The sequence below is a fragment of the uncultured Friedmanniella sp. genome (genome assembly GCF_964244285.1).
Classification (GTDB): Bacteria; Actinomycetota; Actinomycetes; order Propionibacteriales; family Propionibacteriaceae; genus Microlunatus.
The window spans coordinates 483,478-501,807 of record NZ_CAXTHT010000001.1; the positions used below are offsets into that span (position 1 = coordinate 483,478).

An 18,330-nucleotide genomic window follows, 5' to 3' on the forward strand; every position below is an offset into this window, starting at 1 on the left:
CGCGGCCCTGGGCTCAACCGGCTAACCCGCCCGATCGAGTCTGGTGCTCGCCTCGATCGTCGAGAGTCAGGCCGCCAGCAGCCGGCCCAGGACCTGGCCGGCCTCGAGGCAGTCGTCGCCCGTGACGTCGAGGTGCGTGACCGCCCGGATCAGGTACGGGCCGAGCGCGGACACCAGGACGCCCTGCTCGGCGGCCGCGGCCGCGATCGGCGCGGCGGGCAGGTCGCCGGTGTGCAGCACGACGATGTTGGTCTCCAGGCTGTCCAGGTCCACCGCCGTCGGGGCGCTCTCGGCCACCGCGGTGCCCAGCCGCCGGGCGGCGATGTGGTCGTCGGCCATCCGGGTGAGCTGGTGCTCGAGGGCGTAGGCCGCTCCGGCGGCGATGACGCCGGCCTGCCGCCACCCGGCGCCCAGCCGCTTTCGCTGCACCCGGGCGCGGGCGATGTTCGCCGCCGAGCTGACCAGCACCGAACCGACCGGCGCACCGAGACCCTTGGAGAAGCAGAGGCTGACGGTGTCGAACAGCCGCCCGTAGGTCTCCAGCGGCACGCCGGTGGCGACGTGGGCGTTCCAGAGCCGCGCACCGTCGAGGTGGAAGCCGACCCCGTGCTCGCGGCAGAGGTCGCTGGTGGCCTGGAGCTGCTCGAGCGGCTGGATGGTGCCGCCGCCGAAGTTGTGGGTGTTCTCCACCGCGACCGCCGCCGTCGAGACCAGGTACGGTCCGGCCGCCGGGGACAGGATCGCGCGGACGGCATCGACCTCCAGCCGGCCCCGCTGCGACGGCCACGTCCGCATCGTCAGCCCGTGTACCGCCGCGTGCGCCCCCATCTCGGCGCGGGCGATGTGGGCCCCGACGTCGCAGAGCACCTCCTGGCCGGGCTGGGCCAGCAGCCAGACGCCGAGCAGGTTGGTCAGCGAGCCGGTCGCGCAGTACAGCCCTGCCTCGTGCCCCATCAGCTCCGCCGTCCGCCGCTCCAGCTCGAGCACGGTCGGGTCCTCCCCGTACACGTCGTCCCCCACCGGCGCCGCGGCCATGGCTGCCCGCATCCCCTCGGTCGGCCGGGTGACGGTGTCGGAGCGCAGATCGATCACCCCGCCTTTGTACCCGCCCCTTCCGGTTTGACCACGCTCGGACCGTCAGATGGTCCTCCGGCGATCGGACGAAGGGCCAGCGCGCCGACCACGAGGACCAGCCCCAGCATCACCACGTGATGGCCCAGCGCGGCCGCCGGGGTGACCTGCCCGACCAGCGGTGCGTAGGTGAACGCGAGCACTACCCGCACCAGCAGGGCCGCCAGGGCGGCCGCCGCCACGTGCCGCGCGCCCCAGCCGGCGCCGCAAGACCCCAGGACGAAGCCGACCACCGCGACCGCGTCCGTCCCCAGCACCATCGCTACCCCGACCCAGCTCTCCGGCGCCACCGACTGGACGTAGGCCAGGACCAGCGCGGATCCGAGGACCACGGGAACGCCCACCGGGGGCCGCCGGGGCTCGACCGGCGTGCGGCGCCGGGCGGGAAGGACGGCGGCAGCCACCAGGCCGAGCGCCAGCAGGCAGGTGAGGGTCAGCTGGACGGCGGAGGCCTGCGGGCCCTCGGTGCGCCGGGAGTCGATGAGTACCAGGGCGGACGCGCCGAGCCAGCCGAGCACGGCCAGCGCCAACCCGGTCCGACCGAGCCACGGACGGGCGGCGGTGCGCGGCCGGGCCGCCTCGACGAGGGCGACCGGTGCGGCGATGCTGAAGACCGCGTGTCCGCCCACGAAGTTCAGCAGGTTCACCACGCTGAGCCCCAGCGGGCGGATCAGGGTGCTGCCGTAGGTCTCCTCCCAGCCGGCGATGTCGCGGTAGTCGTCGTTGAACAGCGACTCATCGACCACCCCGGCCTGCAGCAGCCCGAAGGTCAGGCCCAGCAGCAGGATGCCGGGCCAGCCGAGTCCGTAGCGACGCGCGACCTCACGGATGACCAGCGCCGGGCAGCCGTAGAGCGGCACGAAGATCACCAGTCCGGCCAGCAGGGCGACGGCACTTCCGGTCGTGTCGTCGTAGGCGCTCAGGTACTCCGCCGAGACCGGAGCCAGGACCAGCAGGCCGATGACCGACGCGGCCGTCCACCCGCGGCGCTGGCTCCGCAGCCGACTCCTGGATTGCGGCTGTCGTGCATCCATGTTCCTCAGTGGAGCATTACTGTTCCATTCTGGTCAAGACCGCTCCTAGACTGCTGTCGTGCCCACCCCTCCGCCGGCCGGGAAGTCCGCCCGGACCCGCCGCGACCTCGTCCAGGCGGCCATCGAGAGCTGGTCGGTCGACAACACGCGGTCGCTCGGCGAGGTGGCGCACGCCGCGGGGGTCGGCCGGACGACGCTCAACCGGTACTTCCCGTCCCGGGCGGCGCTGGTGGCCGCGGTCGACGAGGAGTGCCGGATCCGGTTCGACGCCGCCATCCGCGGAGCCCGGCCGGACGCGGACGACGGCCTGGCGGCGGTGGTCCGGATGTGCGCCGAGGTGCTGCAGCTGGGTCCGGTGCTGGGGCTGATCTTCGCCGACAGCGCTCTGGTCGACCCGGACAGCTGGGGTGCCGGCTCGGGCCCGGAGGTCATGACCGCCGGGCTGCTGCGGGGGCAGCGGGACGGATCGGTCGCCTCCGACCTGCCCGCGGAGTGGATCGCCACCCACACCTGGACCACGCTGTTCGGTGCCTGGCTGGTCATCCGGTCCGAGGACGCCACCACCGCGGAGGTGACGCAGCTGCTGGCCCGGACCCTGACCGGCGGGATCAGCCGCTAGCCCTTCGACGGGCTCACGGAGCGGTCGAGGGCACGAGAGGGCGCTCGACGGCCAGGGCCGCGCGCTTGATCCGACCACTGGTCAGCCGCTCGGCCACCAGGAAGGCCAGCTCCAGGGACTGGTTGCGGTTGAGGCGGGGGTCGCAGAGGGTCTCGTACCGGTTGACCAGGTCGGCCTCGACCAGGTCGTCGCTGCCGCCGACGCATTCGGTGACGTCGTCGCCGGTGAGCTCCACGTGCACGCCGCCGGGCCAGGTCCCCAGCTCCTCGTGCACGTCGAAGAAGCCGTTGAGCTCCTCCACCACGTCGGCGAACGCCCGGGTCTTGTAGCCGTTGCGGGCCTCGAAGGTGTTGCCGTGCATCGGGTCGCAGACCCAGGCCACCTGGCGACCGCTGGCGGTCACCTTGGCCACCACCTCCGGCAGCAGGTCGCGCACCTTGCCGGCGCCCATCCGGGTGATGAAGGTGATCCGGCCCGGCTCGTGGTCCGGGTCCAGCCGGTCGGCCAGCTCGAGTGCGGTGTCGGCGGTCGTGGTCGGGCCGAGCTTCACCCCCAGCGGGTTGCGGACGTGCCGCATCAGCTCCACGTGCGCGCCGTGCAGCTGGCGGGTCCGCTCCCCGATCCAGAGGAAGTGGCCCGAGGTGCCGTACGGCAGCGAGGTGCGGGAGTCGATCCTGGTCAGCGCGTGCTCGTACTCCAGCACCAGGGCCTCGTGGCTGGAGTAGAAGTCGACGGTCCGGAAGATGTCGTCGTCGATGCCGCACGCCGCCATGAAGGCCAGCGCCCGGTCGATCTCGCCGGCCAGGGCCTGGTACTGCACGGCGGCGGAACTGAGCACGAAGTCGGCGTTCCAGCTGTGCACCCGGCGCAGGTGGGCGAAGCCGCCGGTGACGAAGGCCCTGGTCAGGTTCAGCGTAGCCGCGGAGGCGTTGTAGACCCCGAGCAGCCGTTGCGGGTCGGGCTCGCGGGAAGTGGGGTTGAAGTCGAAGCCGTTCACCGCGTCGCCGCGGTAGGCCGGCAGGGTCACGCCGTCGCGGGTCTCCGAGGCCGAGCTGCGGGGTTTCGCGTACTGGCCGGCCATCCGGCCGACCTTGACGATGGGTACCTGCGCGGCGTACGTCAGCACGACGGCCATCGAGAGCAGCGTGCGCAGCTTGCCCTGGATGTTGGCGGCCGTCACGCCCTCGAACGTCTCCGCGCAGTCGCCGCCCTGCAGCAGGAACGCCTCCCCCGCCGCGACGCTGGCCATCTTGGCCCGCAGCTCGTCGCACTCCCCGGCGAAGACCAGCGGCGGCAGCGTCCGCAGCTTGCCGATCACCGAGTCGAGCGCGCCCGCGTCGGCGTAGGTCGGCTGCTGGAGGGGGTTCAGAGCGTGCAGCTCCGCCAGCGAGGGGACCGAGGACGTTTCGAGCACGACGTACACCTTAGACGGGCCGGACCCCCCGGGCTCGCGAGATTCACCGACTGAGCAGCGAGGGGGTTCAGAGGCCTCAGGCCTGGGGCGAGACCTCGTCGCGCTCGGCGGCGGCCGCCTCGCGGGCGGCCAGCTCCTTGGCCGTCGGCGCGTACAGGTCGACGTACTCCTGGCCGGACAGCTCCATGATCGCGTACATGATCTCGTCGGTGATCGAGCGCAGGATGAAGCGGTCCTCACTCATCCCCTCGTACCGGGAGAAGTCGAGCGGGGTGCCGAACCGTACGGTCGGGCTGACGATCCGCCGGACGATCTTGCCGGGCGGCGCGATCACGTCGGTGCCGATGACCGCGGTCGGGATGACCGGCACCTTGGCCAGCAAGGCCATCCGGGCGACGCCGGTCCGGCCCTTGTAGAGGCGGCCGTCGTGGCTGCGGGTGCCCTCGGGGTAGATCCCGAACAGCTCGCCGCGCTCGAGCACCTTCAGTCCGGCGCGCAGCGCGCCCTCGCTGGCCCGGCCGCCCGTGCGGTCGATCGGTACCTGACCGGTGCCGGCGAAGAACCGCTTCTGGGCCCAGCCCTTGACCCCGACGCCGGTGAAGTAGTCCGACTTGGCCACGAACGTGACGCGGCGGTCCAGAGCCAGCGGCATGAACAGCCAGTCGGCGAAGGACAGGTGGTTGCTGGCCAGGATGGCCGCACCCGTCCGTGGGACGTTATGCACGCCCTCCTCGACGGGACGGAAGACCCTGGTGATCGCCGGCCCGAGCAGCACGTGCCGGAGCAGCCAGTAGATGCCCCGGCCGGAGGCGTGGCCCGGCTCGACGCTGACCCGTCCGTCGGCCCCCACCGAGACCAGGTCGGCGCCGGGCTCACCACTCGGCGGCAGGGGCTCGCTCACGCAGGATCCGACGCGGGCTGCGCGGCGGCCGGCGGTGCCGGGTCGGGAAGCGGCGGCACGGGCCGGCCCTCACCGGGGCGGGACAGCACGGTCACCGGGAACGGGCGTCCCTCGGCCCCGGCCGACTTGACCGAGGCGGCGTACGCGTCGACGTAGGTCTGGCCCGACAGCTGTTGGACGGCGGCCATGATCTCGTCCGTCACGTAGCGCAGCACGTCCCGGTCGTTGCCGGCGCCGGCGTACCGGCTGAAGTCGAGCGGCTCACCGATCCGCAAACCGGGCTTACGCATCATCGGGATGCCGAGCACCCGGACGAACTGGGTGTCGACCATGCCCACCGGGACCACGGGGACGCGGGTCTGCAGCACCAGCCGGGCGACGCCGGTCTTGCCCTTGTACAGCCGCCCGTCGGGCGACCGGGTGCCCTCGGGAAAGATGCCGAGCAGCTGGCCACGTCGGAGCACATCGGCGATGCCGACCATGCTGGTCGCGCTGGCGCGGCCGCCGGACCGGTCCATCGGGTGCATGCCGACGCCCTCCAGGAACCACTTCAGCACCCGGCCGCGGAATCCGCGACCCTCGAACGCCTCCGCCTTGGCCGGGAACGTCACCCGCCGGCTGATCATCGCCGGCAGCAGGTAGGTGTCCCCGGCGGAGATGTGGTTACCGACCAGGATCGCCGGCCCGGACGTGGGGATGTTCTCCCGACCCTGCACCCAGGGTCGGAACAGCACCCGGATGACCGGCACGAAGACAACCCACTTGAGCACCCAGTAGAGCACCCCGCGAGCCTAGTGGGCACCTCCGGACGTGGTGGCGTTGCGGGGTCGGACGTTCCCGTGGCGCTCGGCAACGTGTCAGGATGCGTCGGTGAGCTTCCTGCCCGGCCGCCGCCGCGTCGCGACAGTGCACGATGGGCCTACCTCGGCCGCCGTCCGGGCGGAGGCCGAGCCCTACGTCGGTGGTGCCGGACCGGTCGGGGTCCTGCTCTGCCACGGGTTCACCGGGTCCCCGCACTCGATGCGGCCGTGGGCCCAGGACCTGGAGGCGGCAGGCTTCCGGGTGCACCTACCTCGGCTACCCGGGCACGGCACCAGCTGGCAGGAGCTCAACCGCACCCGGTGGACCGACTGGTACGCCGCCGTGGACCGGGCCTTCACGGCGCTGGCCGCCGAGTGCGAGCAGGTCTTCGTCGCCGGGCTGTCGATGGGCGGCGCGCTCGCGCTGAGGCTGGCCGAGCAGTACGGGGACCAGGTGGCGGGACTGGCGCTGGTCAACCCGTGCATCAACATCGTCGACCCGCGGATCAAGGTGCTGAGGCTGCTCAGCGCTGTCCCCTCGCTACCGGGGATCGCGAACGACATCGCGATGCCGGGAGTCGACGAGGGTGGGTACGACCGCAACCCCCTGCGCGCCTTGGCCTCCCAGACCCACCTCTGGGCCGACGTACGGTCGAACCTCGGCCGCGTCTCACAGCCGGTCCTGGTCTACTGGTCGCGGCAGGACCACGTCGTCGACCCGTCGTCGCTGGCCCTGATCAAGGCCGGCGTCCGCAGTGCCGAGCTCGAGGTCGTGGTCCTGGAACGCAGCTACCATGTAGCCACGTTGGACTACGACGCAGCCGACATCTTCCGGGGCTCCGGAGAGTTCTTCCGCCGGCACGCGACATCAGGCCCTCAGGGGGGCCGGACCGAGGACCAGGGCAGTCGGGGATGACCAGGGGGGAACGGGCATGACCAGGCCGGACGAGGACGACCGCGCCTCGGTCGACCGCGCCTTCGCCGAGCTGGTGGCGGGTTACCACCTGACCGCCGACCGCCCCCCGCTGGAACAGCCGGCCGAGACCCTCAGCGACGCGGAGGCTCCCGGTGGCCGCGCCGTGCTGGAGCCGGAAGCCGGCGTCGAGCCCGACCCGCACTGGGCCGACAACCACCCGCTCTTCCACCTGCCCGCGCAGCCCCCGGCCAAGCCGCTGAACCCGATCGAGCACTACGTCCCCGAGCCGATGCCACCCCTGGGCCGGCCCGGTGTCGCCGTGCTGCTCGGCTGGCTGGGCATCGGCTGGGCCGTCCTGGTGGTGCTCGCCGCAGCCTTCGGGGCGCGGTTCCCCACCTGGGTCGGCTGGATCGCGGTGGTCGGGTTCCTCGCCGGCTTCGGGGTGCTGATCAGCCGCCTGCCCCGCCACCGTCCGCCCGACGCCGGCGACGGCGCCGTCCTCTAGCTCCCGCTCGCGCCAGCCGCCTTCCGGGGAGACTCCGGACGGTCACTTCACAGCCCTAGGAGTCGCGGCACACCCCTCCGCCGGGCGCGCGAGCGTCCGTAGGGCTGTGAAGTGGGGGTCCGGCCTAAGCCCGGACAGCGCGGATGCGCTCGCGGCGCCGGTGGCCCACTCGCGGGCGGCGCTTGCGGCGTGGCCAGAAGCCTACGCCGGCGGAGTCGGGGGGCTCGATCATGGCGTGCCGGGCGAGGTCGGCGGCCCCGATGAGGCCGGCGTCGTTGCGGAAGTGGGCGAGGACCAGCCGGGCTTCCTCGCGGAAGCCGCGACCGGTCAACGTCCGGCTGAAGGCGCGCTGGGCGGGCTGCAGCAACAGGTCGCCGGCCGCGCTGACGCCACCCCCGATGACCACGACCTCCGGGTCGAGGGCGGCCGCGAGGTCGGCGATCCCGCGACCCAGCCAGGTCCCGACGTCGGCCAGCAGCTCGATGGAGTTCGGCTCGCCGGCGATCGCGGCGGCCGTCACGTCGGGCCCGGTGATCCGGTCCGGGTCGCCGCCGCAGATCTCGAGCAGCCCGTGCGCGGCGGGTGACTTCGTCCGGGCCAGAGCGCGGGCGTCGCGGACCAGCGCGTTGCCGGAGGCGTACTGCTCCCAGCAGCCTCGGTTGCCGCACTCACACCAGTGCCCCTCAGGCACGGTGATCATGTGGCCCCACTCCCCCGCCATCCCGTAGGTGCCACGGAACAGCTGCCGGTTGATCACCAGGCCGCCGCCGATCCCGGTGCCCAGGGTGATGCAGACCATGACCGAGGCGCCCCGCCCGGCGCCGAACCGGTACTCCGCCCACGCCGCCGCGTTGGCGTCGTTGTCCACGATCAGCGGCAGCGCGATCCGCTCGCTCAGCCGGGCCTTGAGTGGCTCGGAGCGCCACGCCAGATGCGGGGAGAAACGCACCACCGCCTGCTCGTTGTCCACCCAGCCGGCCGCCCCGATGCCGACCGAGGCCACCCGGTGCCGGGCGCCGAGCTGAGCCACCAGGCCGACGATCGCCTCTTCGACGGCCTGCGGGCTGTGGGAGGGGGTGGGCAGCTGTCGACGTTCGAGGACAAGGCCCTGCTCGTCGACCACACCGGCGGCGACCTTGGTCCCGCCGATGTCGATGCCGATGCTCAGCACCGGGACGACGGGCCGCGACGCACGGCGGTGCGGAGGGGCGAGGGACACCACGCCGTCGGTCTGGTCGGGCACGGGCCACCTCTACCGGTCAGGGTGGCAGCCACAGTACGCGGCTCGGTCAGTCGAGCCCCAAGGCCCGCCGGAGCGTGGACCGGGCCCGTTCGGGGCTGTACCGGCTCAGCACGTACCGGCGGCCGGCGGCACCCATCGCCGCCGCCCGCTCCGGCTCGAGCAGCAGCCCCGTGAGGACCGCCGCGAGCCGTCCGGGGTTGCTCGCGACGACGACGTGCCCGCTCCGTCCCTCGACGAGGGTCTCCGGCGCCCCGCCGGAGTCGCCGACGACCACGGGCAGACCGCACGCGGCCGCCTCGATGGCGGCCAGACCGAGCCCTTCGGCGTTGAGCCCGGCCCAGCGGGTGCGGACGGGCAACGCGAAGACCTGCGCCGCCTGCAGCTCGGCCACGACGGCCGTTCGCGGCAGCGGACCTGTGAACCGGACGGCTGATGTCAGGTCGAGATGGGCCACCTGACGCAGCAGCGCGGTCCGTTGCGGGCCGTCACCCACCAGCACCAGCAGCGGACGGACGGCCCCGGTCGGCCACCCGTCCTGGACCGAGCGCCAGGCCGTCACCAACGCGTCCAGCCCCTTCTGGACCACGAACCGACCGACGGCGACGCAGCGCGGCCGAGGGTCGCGGGCGCCGGGCTCCGGACGGAACAGCGTCCCGTCCACCGGGGGCGCGAGCCGCAGCATCCGGGCTCGCGCCTCGACCGACAGCGCAGGCGCTATCTGCGCGGTGGTGAAGTCCGAGATCGAGGTCAGGTGGTCGCACGAGTCCCCGATCCGGCGTAGCAGCCGTCGCGCCGCGGGCACCCGCGCCCACCAGACCTCGTGCCCGTGGGTCAGTCCGACCACCCTCGTGGCGCCGGCCCGCCGCAGAGCCGGCGCGACCAGCCCGAGAGGGGCTGCCGCGCCGAGCAGCACCCGGTCCGCCCCGTGTTCCTGCAGGACCCGCACGGCTGCCCGGATGGTCGCCGGTCCGGCGGTCAGCACGGGACCGCCGCGGACCACCGGGTACCCGCGTCCGACGTCTCCCCGGCCGGTGTCGCCGCGCCTGTCGCCGGCCGGACCGGAGGCGTAGACCACGACGTCGCGGTCCAGCAGCTCACACGCGTCGGCCACGAAGGACTCGATGCCGCCGATCCGCGGCGGGAAGTCGTTGGTCAGGACCAGGGTGCGCGGCACGGTCAGGGAGCCTGGCGCTGGAGCCATCGACGCCAGCCCGTAGTCAGCGCGGACGCAGACACCCCGAGCTCGTCGCGGGCGGCGGTGTCCAGGGAGGCGCCGTCGTCGAGCGCGGTGTACAGCCGTTCCAGACCGGCCGCCGACCAGGTCGTGGCGACGTAACGACAGGCCGACCACGCCTCCGCGTAGGTCAGGTCCAGATCGGCGCGGTCGGCCCCGAACCGGTCGTCGGCCGGCAGCGCCCGGGGCGCCCCGTGCTGCCGCACCCGCTCGAGCAGCAGCTTCTGCGACCCCACGGCCGCCGCGGGGTGGGCGGTGAAGGCCACGTAGTCGGCCAACCCCTCGACCGCCCAGGTCGGCGCCGGGGAGTCGGGAGACCGGGTCGCCCGGTGCACGAGCTCGTGGGTCAGGACGGTCGCCACGCCGACCTCGGTCAGGGTGCGGGTCACGTCCGGGTTGACGACGACGCGCAGCACCGCGCTGGAGGTGGACCCCTCGGCCAGCGTCACCGCAGCGACGTCGGCGTAGCTGCCGGGAGCCGCCCCCACCACCGACTCGAAATCGGCCCGGCTGGCCGGGACTTCCACGACGGCCGCGCCGGTCCAGGTGCGGGCGACGCCGGTCCTCAGCCGGCGGCGGACCTCGCGGACGGCGTCCCGGGTGCGCTCCAACCAGCGGTCACCGGGCTGACCCGAGCCGACCAGCACGGTCAGCCGGCCGTCCTGGACGGCGTCCACCGGACCGGTCCACCAGATCGGCTCCGGCTCGGTGGTGCCGGCCGGCTCGTCGAGGGTGCCGGCGAGCAGCACCTGGCCCCGGTCGGAGGCGAAGGTCAGCCAGACGGCCTGCTCGGCCGCCGCGGACTCACCGGTCAGCCGCCAGCTGACCGTGGCCTGCTGCCTCCAGGCGTTCACGCCCAGCAGCTGTTGGCGGGACGCGGTCAGCGGCTGTGGTGCGCCTCGCAGCCGGAGCTGCAACCGGTCCAGCGGCAGGGCGGAGAGGTTGCCGTAGAGCAGCCGGGCCCGGTCGGCGAACGAGGGGTCCCGGCTCGAGATCATCGCGGCGAACGCAGTCCGGTCACCGGCCCGCGCGGCCCGGACGAGCTCGTCCACCACCGTCTGGGCCGCCGACGACGCGCTGGCCGCTGACGCTGCACTGGTTGACGGGGACGAGTTGGAGGTCGGGCCGGGTGAGCGGTCGCCAGCGGCTGTGCAGCCGCTGGCGGCCATGCCCACGGCCAGCACCAGCGCGGACAGCCGTCCCCGCCAGGTCCGGCCGCTCACGGCGAGCGCGGAGGAAGACCGCTCAGCCAGGACGGCGGGCGCCGACAAAAGGCATCGACGACAGAGCCGCGTACTTGACCACGGAACCCGTGTGGGGCGCGTGGATGATCTGGCCGTTGCCGACGTACATCCCGACGTGGCTGGGGTTGGCGGCGTTGTAGAAGAACACCAGGTCGCCCGGCTGGAGGTCGGCCTTGCTGACGACCTGGCCGACCCGGCTCTGCGCCGCGGCGATCCGCGGGATCGTCACGCCGGCGGCCTGCCAAGCCTTCATGGTCAGGCCGGAGCAGTCGAAGGAGTTCGGACCGGCGGCGGCGTAGACGTACGGCTTGCCCAGCTGATCGCGGGCAAAGGCGAGCGCTTTGGCGCCGCGACCGGTACCGGTGATGCTGGACGTGCCCGACGTGTCGTCGGTCGTCGCCGTGGTGGTGCTTGACCCGCCCTCGGCCATGGCCTGCGCGTCCGCGGCCGCCTTCTTGTCGGCGGCGGCCAGCGCGGCCTGCTCGGCGGCCGTCAGCTTGGCGAGGACCTTCTTGGACTCGGCGACCTTGGCCTCGGAGTCGGCCCGCAGCGTGGTCAGCTGCTTCTGCTGGTCGGTCAGGACCGCCAGGTCGGTCTGCGTCGAGTGCTCGAGCTCGGCGAGCGCGGCCTGCTGCTCCTGGTAGGTCTGGAGCACCGTGTTCTGGTTCTCGCTCACCTTCTCGACCGTCGAGACCTGGCTGAGCAGGTTGTCGGTGTCGGAGGTGAAGAAGATCCTGGCCGCGGTGTCGACGTTGCGGTTCTGGAACTGCGCGAGCGCGACCTGACCCACCTGACGCTTGGTCTGCGTGACCTTGGCAGTCTGCACCTGAACGTCGGACTGCTTCTGCGAGAGCTCGACCTTGCCGGCGTCGATCTGCTGCTGCACGGACACGTACTGCTGGTCGATCGCCTCGGACTCGGTCTGGAGCTGCTCGATCTGGGCCTTGGCCTCAGCCACGGTGAGAGCGGTCGGAGCCGCCTGCGCGAGCTCCGGCCCGGGAAGCGCGAAGGCGACGACGGCCAACGCCAGAGACGATCCGCCGACGACCAACCGACGCAGGACACGCGGGCCTACGGCAGCGCTGGAGCGCTGGTCGCCGCGGTTCGTCCCGCGGTGGCGTGAGGTCACGCGCACATTCCTTCCGTCGTCGAACGTCGATCTGAGAGCCAGCGGAACGGTGGGCTGACCGGGCGTCGCGGGTCCCGCAGCCGAAACCGCCTCCCCCGCACGCACCTGCTCCCCCGAGCTGGAACCTGCCCCACCGTCCGAGCAGTCCACCCGAAGCTTGAAGTGTACGGCAACGACGGTACGAGGACTTCAGGTTAGGTCACGAGTAGGTCACAGGCAAACCCACCGCTTCCCCTGGTCGGAGGCACATCAGGCGTAGTCCTGCCAGGTCAGCGGCGACTGGACTGCACGGGCGGGACGGGCACCGCGCACCAGCCGCAGCGGCGGGACCAGCCCCTGGTCGGCCAGTGCCGTCAGCGCGGCCTGCTCATCGCCATCGAGGTCGACGCCGTGCACCGGCGATCCCAGCAGCACGCTGATCACGCAGTCCTCGCACGTCGGTCCTCGGGCCACGCAGCTGTCACAGTCCACGTGCAACACGTCCATCTCGGTCTCCTCGTCTCGTCGGCCCCGCACGGAGGACTCTGCGGGAAGCCACTGACAGTTCTTGTCGCACGGGTCTGGCGTGGCCGTCTCAGCCCGTAGCCGCGGCCGTTCGCGGACCGCCGGCGGGCGCAGGATCATCACGTGACCACCCCGCCCACCGAGACCTACGTGCACGGCCACCACGCGTCCGTGCTCCGCTCACACGGCTGGCGGACGGCGGAGAACTCCGCCGCCTACCTGCTGCCCCACCTGCGTCCCGACCAGCGCCTGCTCGACGTGGGTACCGGCCCCGGCTCGATCACGGTCGACTTCGCCCACCGGCTGTCCGCGGGCTCGGTCACCGGGATCGACAACGCAGCCGCAGCCGTCGAGGCGACCCGCAATCTCGCGACCCGCGAGGGCGTCCCGGTAGAGGCGACGGTCGGCGACGTCTACGCCCTGGACTTCCCCAACGAGCACTTCGACGTCGTGCACGCCCACCAGGTGCTGCAGCACCTCGCGGACCCGGTCGCGGCGCTGGCCGGGATGCGCCGGGTCTGCCGGCCGGGCGGGATGGTGGCGGCCCGCGACGCCGACTACGCCGCTATGACCTGGTTTCCCGCCTCCCCTGGGCTCGACCGCTGGCTCGAGCTCTACCGGTCGCTGGCCCGTGCCGGGGGAGGCGAGCCCGACGCCGGCCGCCGGCTGCGGTCCTGGGCCCTCGCCGCGGGCTTCGCCGAGGTCACGAGCAGCGCCTCCGTCTGGTGCTTCGCCTCCGCCGAGGACGTCGCGTGGTGGACTCGGACGTGGGCCGAGCGGGTGACGGCGTCGACCTTCGCCGAGCAGGCGACCGCCCTCGGGCTGAGTGACGCGGAAGAGCTGGCTGAGCTCGCCCGGGCCTGGCGGGCGTGGGGCGATCAGCCCGACGCCTGGTTCAGCGTGCTGCACGGCGAGGTGCTCGCCCGCCGCTGACCGGCGAGCGTCAGCACCTGCGGGTCCGCGCCCTTCGGTCGGCCGGTAGCGTCAGGGGCACGGTCACCGGGGAGAGCGTCCCGGGCCGACGGACGAGCAGGAACCAGCCAATCTCGGGGGAGACGTGGCCAGAGCACGACGAGCGAAGGCCCGGCCGAGCCGGGTCGTGGTCCCGATCCTGGTCGCCGCCGTGGCCGTGGCGGCCGTGGTCGCGTGGCAGGTGGTGCCCCGGACCACCAACGCCCAGGCCGGGGGCCCGACCGCGGTCGCGTCCGGCTCGCCCTCGGCCAGCGCCAGCCTCAGGAGCACCCAGACCCCGAGCCCCAGCCCCGGCACCGACGCCCAGGCCGGGGACGACGCGGCGACCCAGCTGAAGAGCTGCCGTCAGCGGGTCGACCGAGCGGACACGGTCCTCGCCGCGGCCAAGACCGGCGCGACGCACTGGGCCGAGCACGTCCAGGCCCAGACCGACGCGAACGACGGCCGGATCACCGTGGCGGAGATGAACGCCATCTTCGCCCGCACCCGGCTCGCCGGTCCAGACGACCAGGACCACTACCGCAAGGCCCTGTCGGCGTACGAGGACGACGACGGCTCGTGCTCGTCGGTGGACGGCGCCTCCACGAAGGAAGCGGCCGCCCTGAGCAGCTGTCGGGACCGGCGGGACGCGCAGCGCCCGGTGTTGAAGGCCGCGGCCCCGGCGATGGCGGACTGGAAGAGCCACCTGGCGGCCATGACCCGCTCGCGGATGCACCACATGGACGACGCGGAGCAGATCTGGGTGGACGCCTGGCGGGCTGCGCCACCGCACATCAAGGCCTACGAGAAGGCGGCCGACGCCTTTGGTGGCGCGCCGGACTGCTGAGCGTCCGAGAGGTCCCGACAGGAACTGTCAGCGGTCCTGCCTAGGGTCCTCGACGTGGCCAGACCCGCACCCGCACCCGCTCTGCAGAGCTCGCTGACCGACCTCGGCACCCACCTCTCGGAGGTGACGTTCTGCGTCGTCGACCTGGAGACCACGGGCGGCGCGGAGACCGACATGATCACCGAGTTCGGGGCGGTGAAGGTCCGTGGCGGACAGGTGCTGGGTGAGTTCCAGACCCTGGTCAACCCGCGCTCGCACATCCCACCGCTGATCGCGGTCCTCACGGGGATCACCAACACCATGGTCGCCTCCGCGCCACCGCTGCGCGAGGTGCTGCCCGCCTTCCTCGCGTTCGCCGCCGGCACGGTCGTCGTAGCTCACAACGCACCTTTCGACGTCGGCTTCCTGCGGCGGGCGTGCGAGTCGCTGGACTATCCCTTTCCCCGCTGGCCGGTGCTCGACACCGCGGCCCTGGCCCGGCAGATCCTGCTGCGGGACGAGGTCCGCAACTGCAAGCTGCGCACCCTGTCGGCGCACTTCCGCACCGCCGTCACGCCCAACCACCGCGCCCTGACCGACGCGCAGGCGACCGTCGACGTGCTGCACGGGCTGATCGAGCGCGTCGGCAACCTCGGCGTCGGCACCATCGAGGACCTGCAGGAGTTCACCCGACGCGTCTCCCCGCAGCGCCGGGCCAAGCGCACCTGGGCGGCGGACCTGCCGGAGCGCCCCGGGGTGTACCTGTTCGTGTCCGAGCACGAGGGCGAGCGCCAGGTCCTCTACGTCGGCAAGTCCAAGAACCTCCGGACCCGGGTGCGAAGCTACTTCACCGCCGCCGAGAAGCGGCCGCGGATCGATGAGATGGTCCGGGTCGCGACCGGCGTCGAGGCCGTCCCCTGTGCCACCGGCCTGCAGGCCGACGTGACCGAGCTGCGGCTGATCGCCGCGCACTCCCCCCGCTACAACCGCCGGTCCAAGCACCCCGACCGGATGCAGTGGATCAAGATCACCGAAGAGGCGTTTCCCCGGCTGTCGGTCGTGCGGACGGTGCGCGAGGACGGCGCCACCTACTTCGGCCCGTTCTCCCGCCGTCAGGCGGCCGAGGACGTGGTGCTCGCGGTCTACGACAGCTTCCCGCTGCGGCAGTGCACGCCCCGGCTCAGCGCGGCGGGTACCGGAACGGCCTGCGCCCTGGCCGGAATGGGCCGCTGCTGCGCCCCCTGCGACGGCAGCGTCTCCCCTGACGCCTACGGCGGGATCGTCGCCCAGGTCCGCGACACGTTCTCCGCCGACGCCCGGCCGGCCGTCGCGGGCGTGCGGACGCGACTGCTCCGGCTGGTCGACCAGCAGCGCTTCGAGGAGGCGGCAACCATCCGGCGACGGCTGGAGACCCTGACCCGCACCGGGGCCCGCTTCCACCGCGTCGCCAGCCTGGCCCGCTGTGCCGAGATCGTCGCAGCCCGACGGGACGGGCCGGACTGGGAGATCCACGTCGTCCGGCACGGCCGGCTGGCGGCCTCGGGGCGGGCCGGCCCGCACGACGTCCCGCAGGCGGTGGCGCGCGCGCTCCGGGCCACGGCGGAGAGCGTGCTGCCGTCGCCGGCTCCGCTGCCGGCCGCCAGCATTGAGGAGGCGGAGCGGATCTGCGACTGGCTGGAGCAGCCGGGCGTGCGGCTGATCGAGATCACCGGCGACTGGGCCTGGCCGCTGCACGCGGTGATCGACCACGAGACGCTGGTGACGCACGCCCTCGGCGCCGGGCTGGACGCCCGGCCGACGGCGGCGACCGAGAGCTTAGGGTGACGGCCATGTCCCCCGACCTCGACCGCCTGTGGCACCTCGGGGTGGAGTCGGCCCGCTTCCGGGCGGTGCTGCAGGACGCCGCACCCGACGCCCGGGTTCCCACCTGTCCCGACTGGGACGTCGCCGACCTGGTCTGGCACCTGACCGAGGTGCAGTACTTCTGGGCGGCGGTGGTCCGGCAGCAGCAGACCGACCTCGACCGGGTCGACACCGAGAACCTGACCCGGCCGGTGAAGTACCGCGAGCTGTTGCGGCTGTCCGACCGCTGCACCCGCGACCTGGTCGCGGTCCTGCGGCGCACCCCGCCCGGCACGCCGGTCTGGACATGGGCCGAGGACCAGTCGGCGGGCTTCGTGCTGCGGCGGCAGGCCCATGAGGCCCTGATCCACCGGGTCGACGCCGAGTGCGTGACCGACGAGCGCAGCGGGATGGACCCAACCTTGGCGGCCGACGGCGTCGACGAGGCCTTGCGGGTGATGTTCGGCGGGGCTCCGTCCTGGGCTGAGCTGACCGTCGACGAGCACGCGGCCGTCCGCGTCACCTGTACCGACACCGGGCACGCCTGGCACGTCAGCCTGGCCCGGTACGCCGGCACCGACGAGGAGGGGACGGACCAGGCCGGGGGCACGCTCCAGATCGCCCTCCTCGACCCCGGCACCCCGACGGCGGCCCACGTCAGCGCCGCCGCTGCCGACCTCGACTGCTGGCTGTGGGGCCGGCCGCCGCCGGGCGAGGTGAACCTGTCGGGCGACGTCGCGGTGCTCGCGGGTCTCCGTGAGGTGGTCTCGGCCGGCGTCCAGTGATCGCACGGGCGCACCGGCCGCCGACCTGCCGCGCACTACGATGAGCCGCATGGTAACCGCCATCGTCTTCGTCAAGGCCGACGTGGCCCGCATCCCTCAGGTCGGCGAGGGCATCGCCGCCCTGACCGGGGTGAGCGAGGTCTACTCCGTGACGGGTGCGATCGACCTGATCGCGATGGTCCGGGTCGCCCAGCTCGACCAGGTCGCCGCCGTCGTCACCGACCACCTCAACCGGGTGCCGGGCGTGCTGAGCACCGAGACCCACATCGCGTTCCAGGCCTACTCCGCCCACGATCTCGAGGCGGCCTTCTCCCTTGGCGGTTAGCACCCGCACCCTGACCCTCGTGGTGATCGCGCTCGCGGTCGTCCTCGCGGTCGCGGTCGTCGTGGCCCTGTTCATGCTGCGGACGCCTCCGGTGGCCCCGGTCCCGCTGCCGACGGTGTCCGCCGCCTGAACCCAGGCGAGGGACACCGTCGGCTCTGTCGGGCGTCCTAGAACAGCTGCAGCTTGGCGACCACCGCGAGGCCGCAGAGGACCACGACCCCGAGCAGCCCGACCACCTGGATCGTGCCGCGGTTGCGCCGCGGCGCGTACGCCATGATCGCCCCCACCAGGGCACCGACGACGATGCCGCCGACCAGGGTGAGCCAGCCGAAGCTGTCGAAGCCGATCAGGATCGCGTAGAGCACGAGCAGGACGAGCAGGCCGACGTCGCCACGGATGTCCTCACCGCCCTTGTGCTTGCCGATCGCGTTGGCCGCCAGCAGCCCGATCACCGCCGCCGAGGCCGCGAGGGCAGCCCCGCTGAAGGGGCCGAGGACGAAGAACAGGGTGCTGCCGCCGAGCCCGGCCGCCAGGTACAGCGCCAGAAAGCGCCAGCCGCCCATCTCGGCTTCGATCGCCCGTCCGGCGAGCCAGAGCACGAGCAGGTTCATCAGCAGACCCAGGATGGTCCCCGACGTGAAGGCCGCCGTGACCAGGCGCCAGAACTGACCACCGGCGACGTCGAAGTTGCTCATCACCATCAGGCCCTGGAGCAGGTTGGCGCTGATCAGGTCCAGCACGTAGACCGCGACGAGGACGCCCATCACCACCTTGGTGGCCGTCCCCCCGCCGGTGGTCAGGGTCCGGCCGAAGGAGCGTTTCGGCAGCCTGCCGCCGGTCTGGCCCCGACCGACACACCTCGGACACTGGAACCCGACCGACGCCGGCTGCATGCACTCTCCGCAGATGGGCCGCCGGCAGCGCTGG

Annotated in this window: 20 protein-coding genes; 9 read left to right on the top strand and 11 right to left on the bottom strand. The window is 72.9% G+C overall.

Going from position 1 to position 18,330, the window contains the following annotated elements:
- Window positions 1-66 precede the first annotated feature (66 nt).
- Together ACFE7W_RS02270 and ACFE7W_RS02275 are read right to left on the bottom strand one after the other, a co-directional pair.
- On the bottom strand, window positions 67-1,092 hold the full coding sequence (locus ACFE7W_RS02270) for a threonine aldolase family protein (protein WP_375423141.1): 1,026 nt from the start codon (window positions 1,090-1,092) through the stop codon (window positions 67-69).
- Window positions 1,089-2,165 carry a hypothetical protein gene (locus ACFE7W_RS02275; RefSeq protein WP_375423142.1) on the bottom strand — a complete coding sequence of 359 codons (1,077 nt, stop codon included), beginning with the start codon at window positions 2,163-2,165 and terminating at the stop codon, window positions 1,089-1,091. The genes ACFE7W_RS02270 and ACFE7W_RS02275 overlap by 4 nt, the downstream gene beginning before the upstream one ends.
- A 58-nt stretch (window positions 2,166-2,223) precedes the next feature.
- Here ACFE7W_RS02275 and ACFE7W_RS02280 point away from each other — a divergent pair, with 58 nt between their 5' ends.
- On the top strand, window positions 2,224-2,784 hold the full coding sequence (locus ACFE7W_RS02280; protein WP_375423143.1) for a TetR/AcrR family transcriptional regulator: 561 nt from the start codon (window positions 2,224-2,226) through the stop codon (window positions 2,782-2,784).
- 13 nt (window positions 2,785-2,797) lie between these two features.
- Here ACFE7W_RS02280 and ACFE7W_RS02285 read toward each other — a convergent pair whose 3' ends face one another.
- The 3 genes from ACFE7W_RS02285 to ACFE7W_RS02295 form a co-directional block, all read right to left on the bottom strand.
- Window positions 2,798-4,198 carry a class II 3-deoxy-7-phosphoheptulonate synthase gene (locus ACFE7W_RS02285; RefSeq protein ID WP_375423144.1) on the bottom strand — a complete coding sequence of 467 codons (1,401 nt, stop codon included), beginning with the start codon at window positions 4,196-4,198 and terminating at the stop codon, window positions 2,798-2,800.
- A 76-nt stretch (window positions 4,199-4,274) separates the two neighbouring features.
- Window positions 4,275-4,994, bottom strand: coding sequence for a lysophospholipid acyltransferase family protein (locus tag ACFE7W_RS02290; RefSeq protein WP_375423527.1), 720 nt, complete (start codon window positions 4,992-4,994; stop codon window positions 4,275-4,277).
- A gap of 101 nt (window positions 4,995-5,095) precedes the next feature.
- Window positions 5,096-5,881: a lysophospholipid acyltransferase family protein gene (locus ACFE7W_RS02295; protein ID WP_375423145.1), complete on the bottom strand. Its 786-nt coding sequence runs from the start codon at window positions 5,879-5,881 to the stop codon at window positions 5,096-5,098.
- Window positions 5,882-5,969: 88 nt separating this feature from the next.
- Between ACFE7W_RS02295 and ACFE7W_RS02300 the strand changes: the two genes are divergently transcribed.
- Window positions 5,970-6,815 carry an alpha/beta hydrolase gene (locus ACFE7W_RS02300; protein ID WP_375423146.1) on the top strand — a complete coding sequence of 282 codons (846 nt, stop codon included), beginning with the start codon at window positions 5,970-5,972 and terminating at the stop codon, window positions 6,813-6,815.
- Window positions 6,816-6,831: 16 nt separating this feature from the next.
- A complete protein-coding gene (locus tag ACFE7W_RS02305; RefSeq protein WP_375423147.1) occupies window positions 6,832-7,320 on the top strand; it encodes a hypothetical protein in 489 nt (162 codons plus the stop codon).
- Between the two features lie 124 nt (window positions 7,321-7,444).
- Here the strand turns inward: ACFE7W_RS02305 and ACFE7W_RS02310 are convergent, their stop codons facing one another.
- From ACFE7W_RS02310 to ACFE7W_RS02330, 5 genes are all read right to left on the bottom strand, one after another.
- On the bottom strand, window positions 7,445-8,491 hold the full coding sequence (locus tag ACFE7W_RS02310) for an ROK family glucokinase (RefSeq protein WP_375423528.1): 1,047 nt from the start codon (window positions 8,489-8,491) through the stop codon (window positions 7,445-7,447).
- Window positions 8,492-8,609: 118 nt separating this feature from the next.
- A complete protein-coding gene (locus tag ACFE7W_RS02315) occupies window positions 8,610-9,737 on the bottom strand; it encodes a glycosyltransferase family 4 protein (RefSeq protein WP_375423148.1) in 1,128 nt (375 codons plus the stop codon).
- 2 nt (window positions 9,738-9,739) lie between these two features.
- Window positions 9,740-11,020, bottom strand: a complete 1,281-nt coding sequence (locus ACFE7W_RS02320; RefSeq protein WP_375423149.1) for a peptidase MA family metallohydrolase — start codon at window positions 11,018-11,020, stop codon at window positions 9,740-9,742.
- A 22-nt stretch (window positions 11,021-11,042) separates the two neighbouring features.
- Entirely contained in the window at window positions 11,043-12,170 is a 1,128-nt protein-coding gene (locus ACFE7W_RS02325) for an NlpC/P60 family protein (protein ID WP_375423150.1), read from the bottom strand.
- A 249-nt stretch (window positions 12,171-12,419) separates the two neighbouring features.
- The gene (locus ACFE7W_RS02330) at window positions 12,420-12,656 is read right to left on the bottom strand and encodes a hypothetical protein (RefSeq protein WP_375423151.1); all 237 of its coding nucleotides are present in this window, start codon (window positions 12,654-12,656) and stop codon (window positions 12,420-12,422) included.
- 141 nt (window positions 12,657-12,797) lie between these two features.
- Between ACFE7W_RS02330 and ACFE7W_RS02335 the strand changes: the two genes are divergently transcribed.
- The 6 genes from ACFE7W_RS02335 to ACFE7W_RS02360 all read left to right on the top strand — a co-directional run bounded on the left by ACFE7W_RS02335 (window position 12,798) and on the right by ACFE7W_RS02360 (window position 17,533).
- A complete protein-coding gene (locus ACFE7W_RS02335; RefSeq protein WP_375423152.1) occupies window positions 12,798-13,607 on the top strand; it encodes a class I SAM-dependent methyltransferase in 810 nt (269 codons plus the stop codon).
- A gap of 124 nt (window positions 13,608-13,731) precedes the next feature.
- Window positions 13,732-14,472 (top strand): hypothetical protein, encoded by a 741-nt coding sequence (locus ACFE7W_RS02340; protein WP_375423153.1) that lies wholly within the window; start codon window positions 13,732-13,734, stop codon window positions 14,470-14,472.
- Between the two features lie 54 nt (window positions 14,473-14,526).
- Window positions 14,527-16,275 (top strand): DEDD exonuclease domain-containing protein, encoded by a 1,749-nt coding sequence (locus ACFE7W_RS02345; RefSeq protein WP_375423154.1) that lies wholly within the window; start codon window positions 14,527-14,529, stop codon window positions 16,273-16,275.
- Window positions 16,276-16,280: 5 nt separating this feature from the next.
- Window positions 16,281-17,078 carry a maleylpyruvate isomerase family mycothiol-dependent enzyme gene (locus ACFE7W_RS02350; RefSeq protein ID WP_375423155.1) on the top strand — a complete coding sequence of 266 codons (798 nt, stop codon included), beginning with the start codon at window positions 16,281-16,283 and terminating at the stop codon, window positions 17,076-17,078.
- A gap of 49 nt (window positions 17,079-17,127) precedes the next feature.
- Window positions 17,128-17,403 carry an Lrp/AsnC family transcriptional regulator gene (locus ACFE7W_RS02355; protein ID WP_375423156.1) on the top strand — a complete coding sequence of 92 codons (276 nt, stop codon included), beginning with the start codon at window positions 17,128-17,130 and terminating at the stop codon, window positions 17,401-17,403.
- Window positions 17,393-17,533: a hypothetical protein gene (locus ACFE7W_RS02360; RefSeq protein WP_375423157.1), complete on the top strand. Its 141-nt coding sequence runs from the start codon at window positions 17,393-17,395 to the stop codon at window positions 17,531-17,533. The genes ACFE7W_RS02355 and ACFE7W_RS02360 overlap by 11 nt, the downstream gene beginning before the upstream one ends.
- Window positions 17,534-17,570: 37 nt before the next feature.
- On the opposite strand, the gene ACFE7W_RS02365 is transcribed toward ACFE7W_RS02360, so the two are convergent.
- Window positions 17,571-18,296, bottom strand: a complete 726-nt coding sequence (locus ACFE7W_RS02365) for a rhomboid family intramembrane serine protease (RefSeq protein WP_375423158.1) — start codon at window positions 18,294-18,296, stop codon at window positions 17,571-17,573.
- Window positions 18,297-18,330 lie beyond the last annotated feature (34 nt).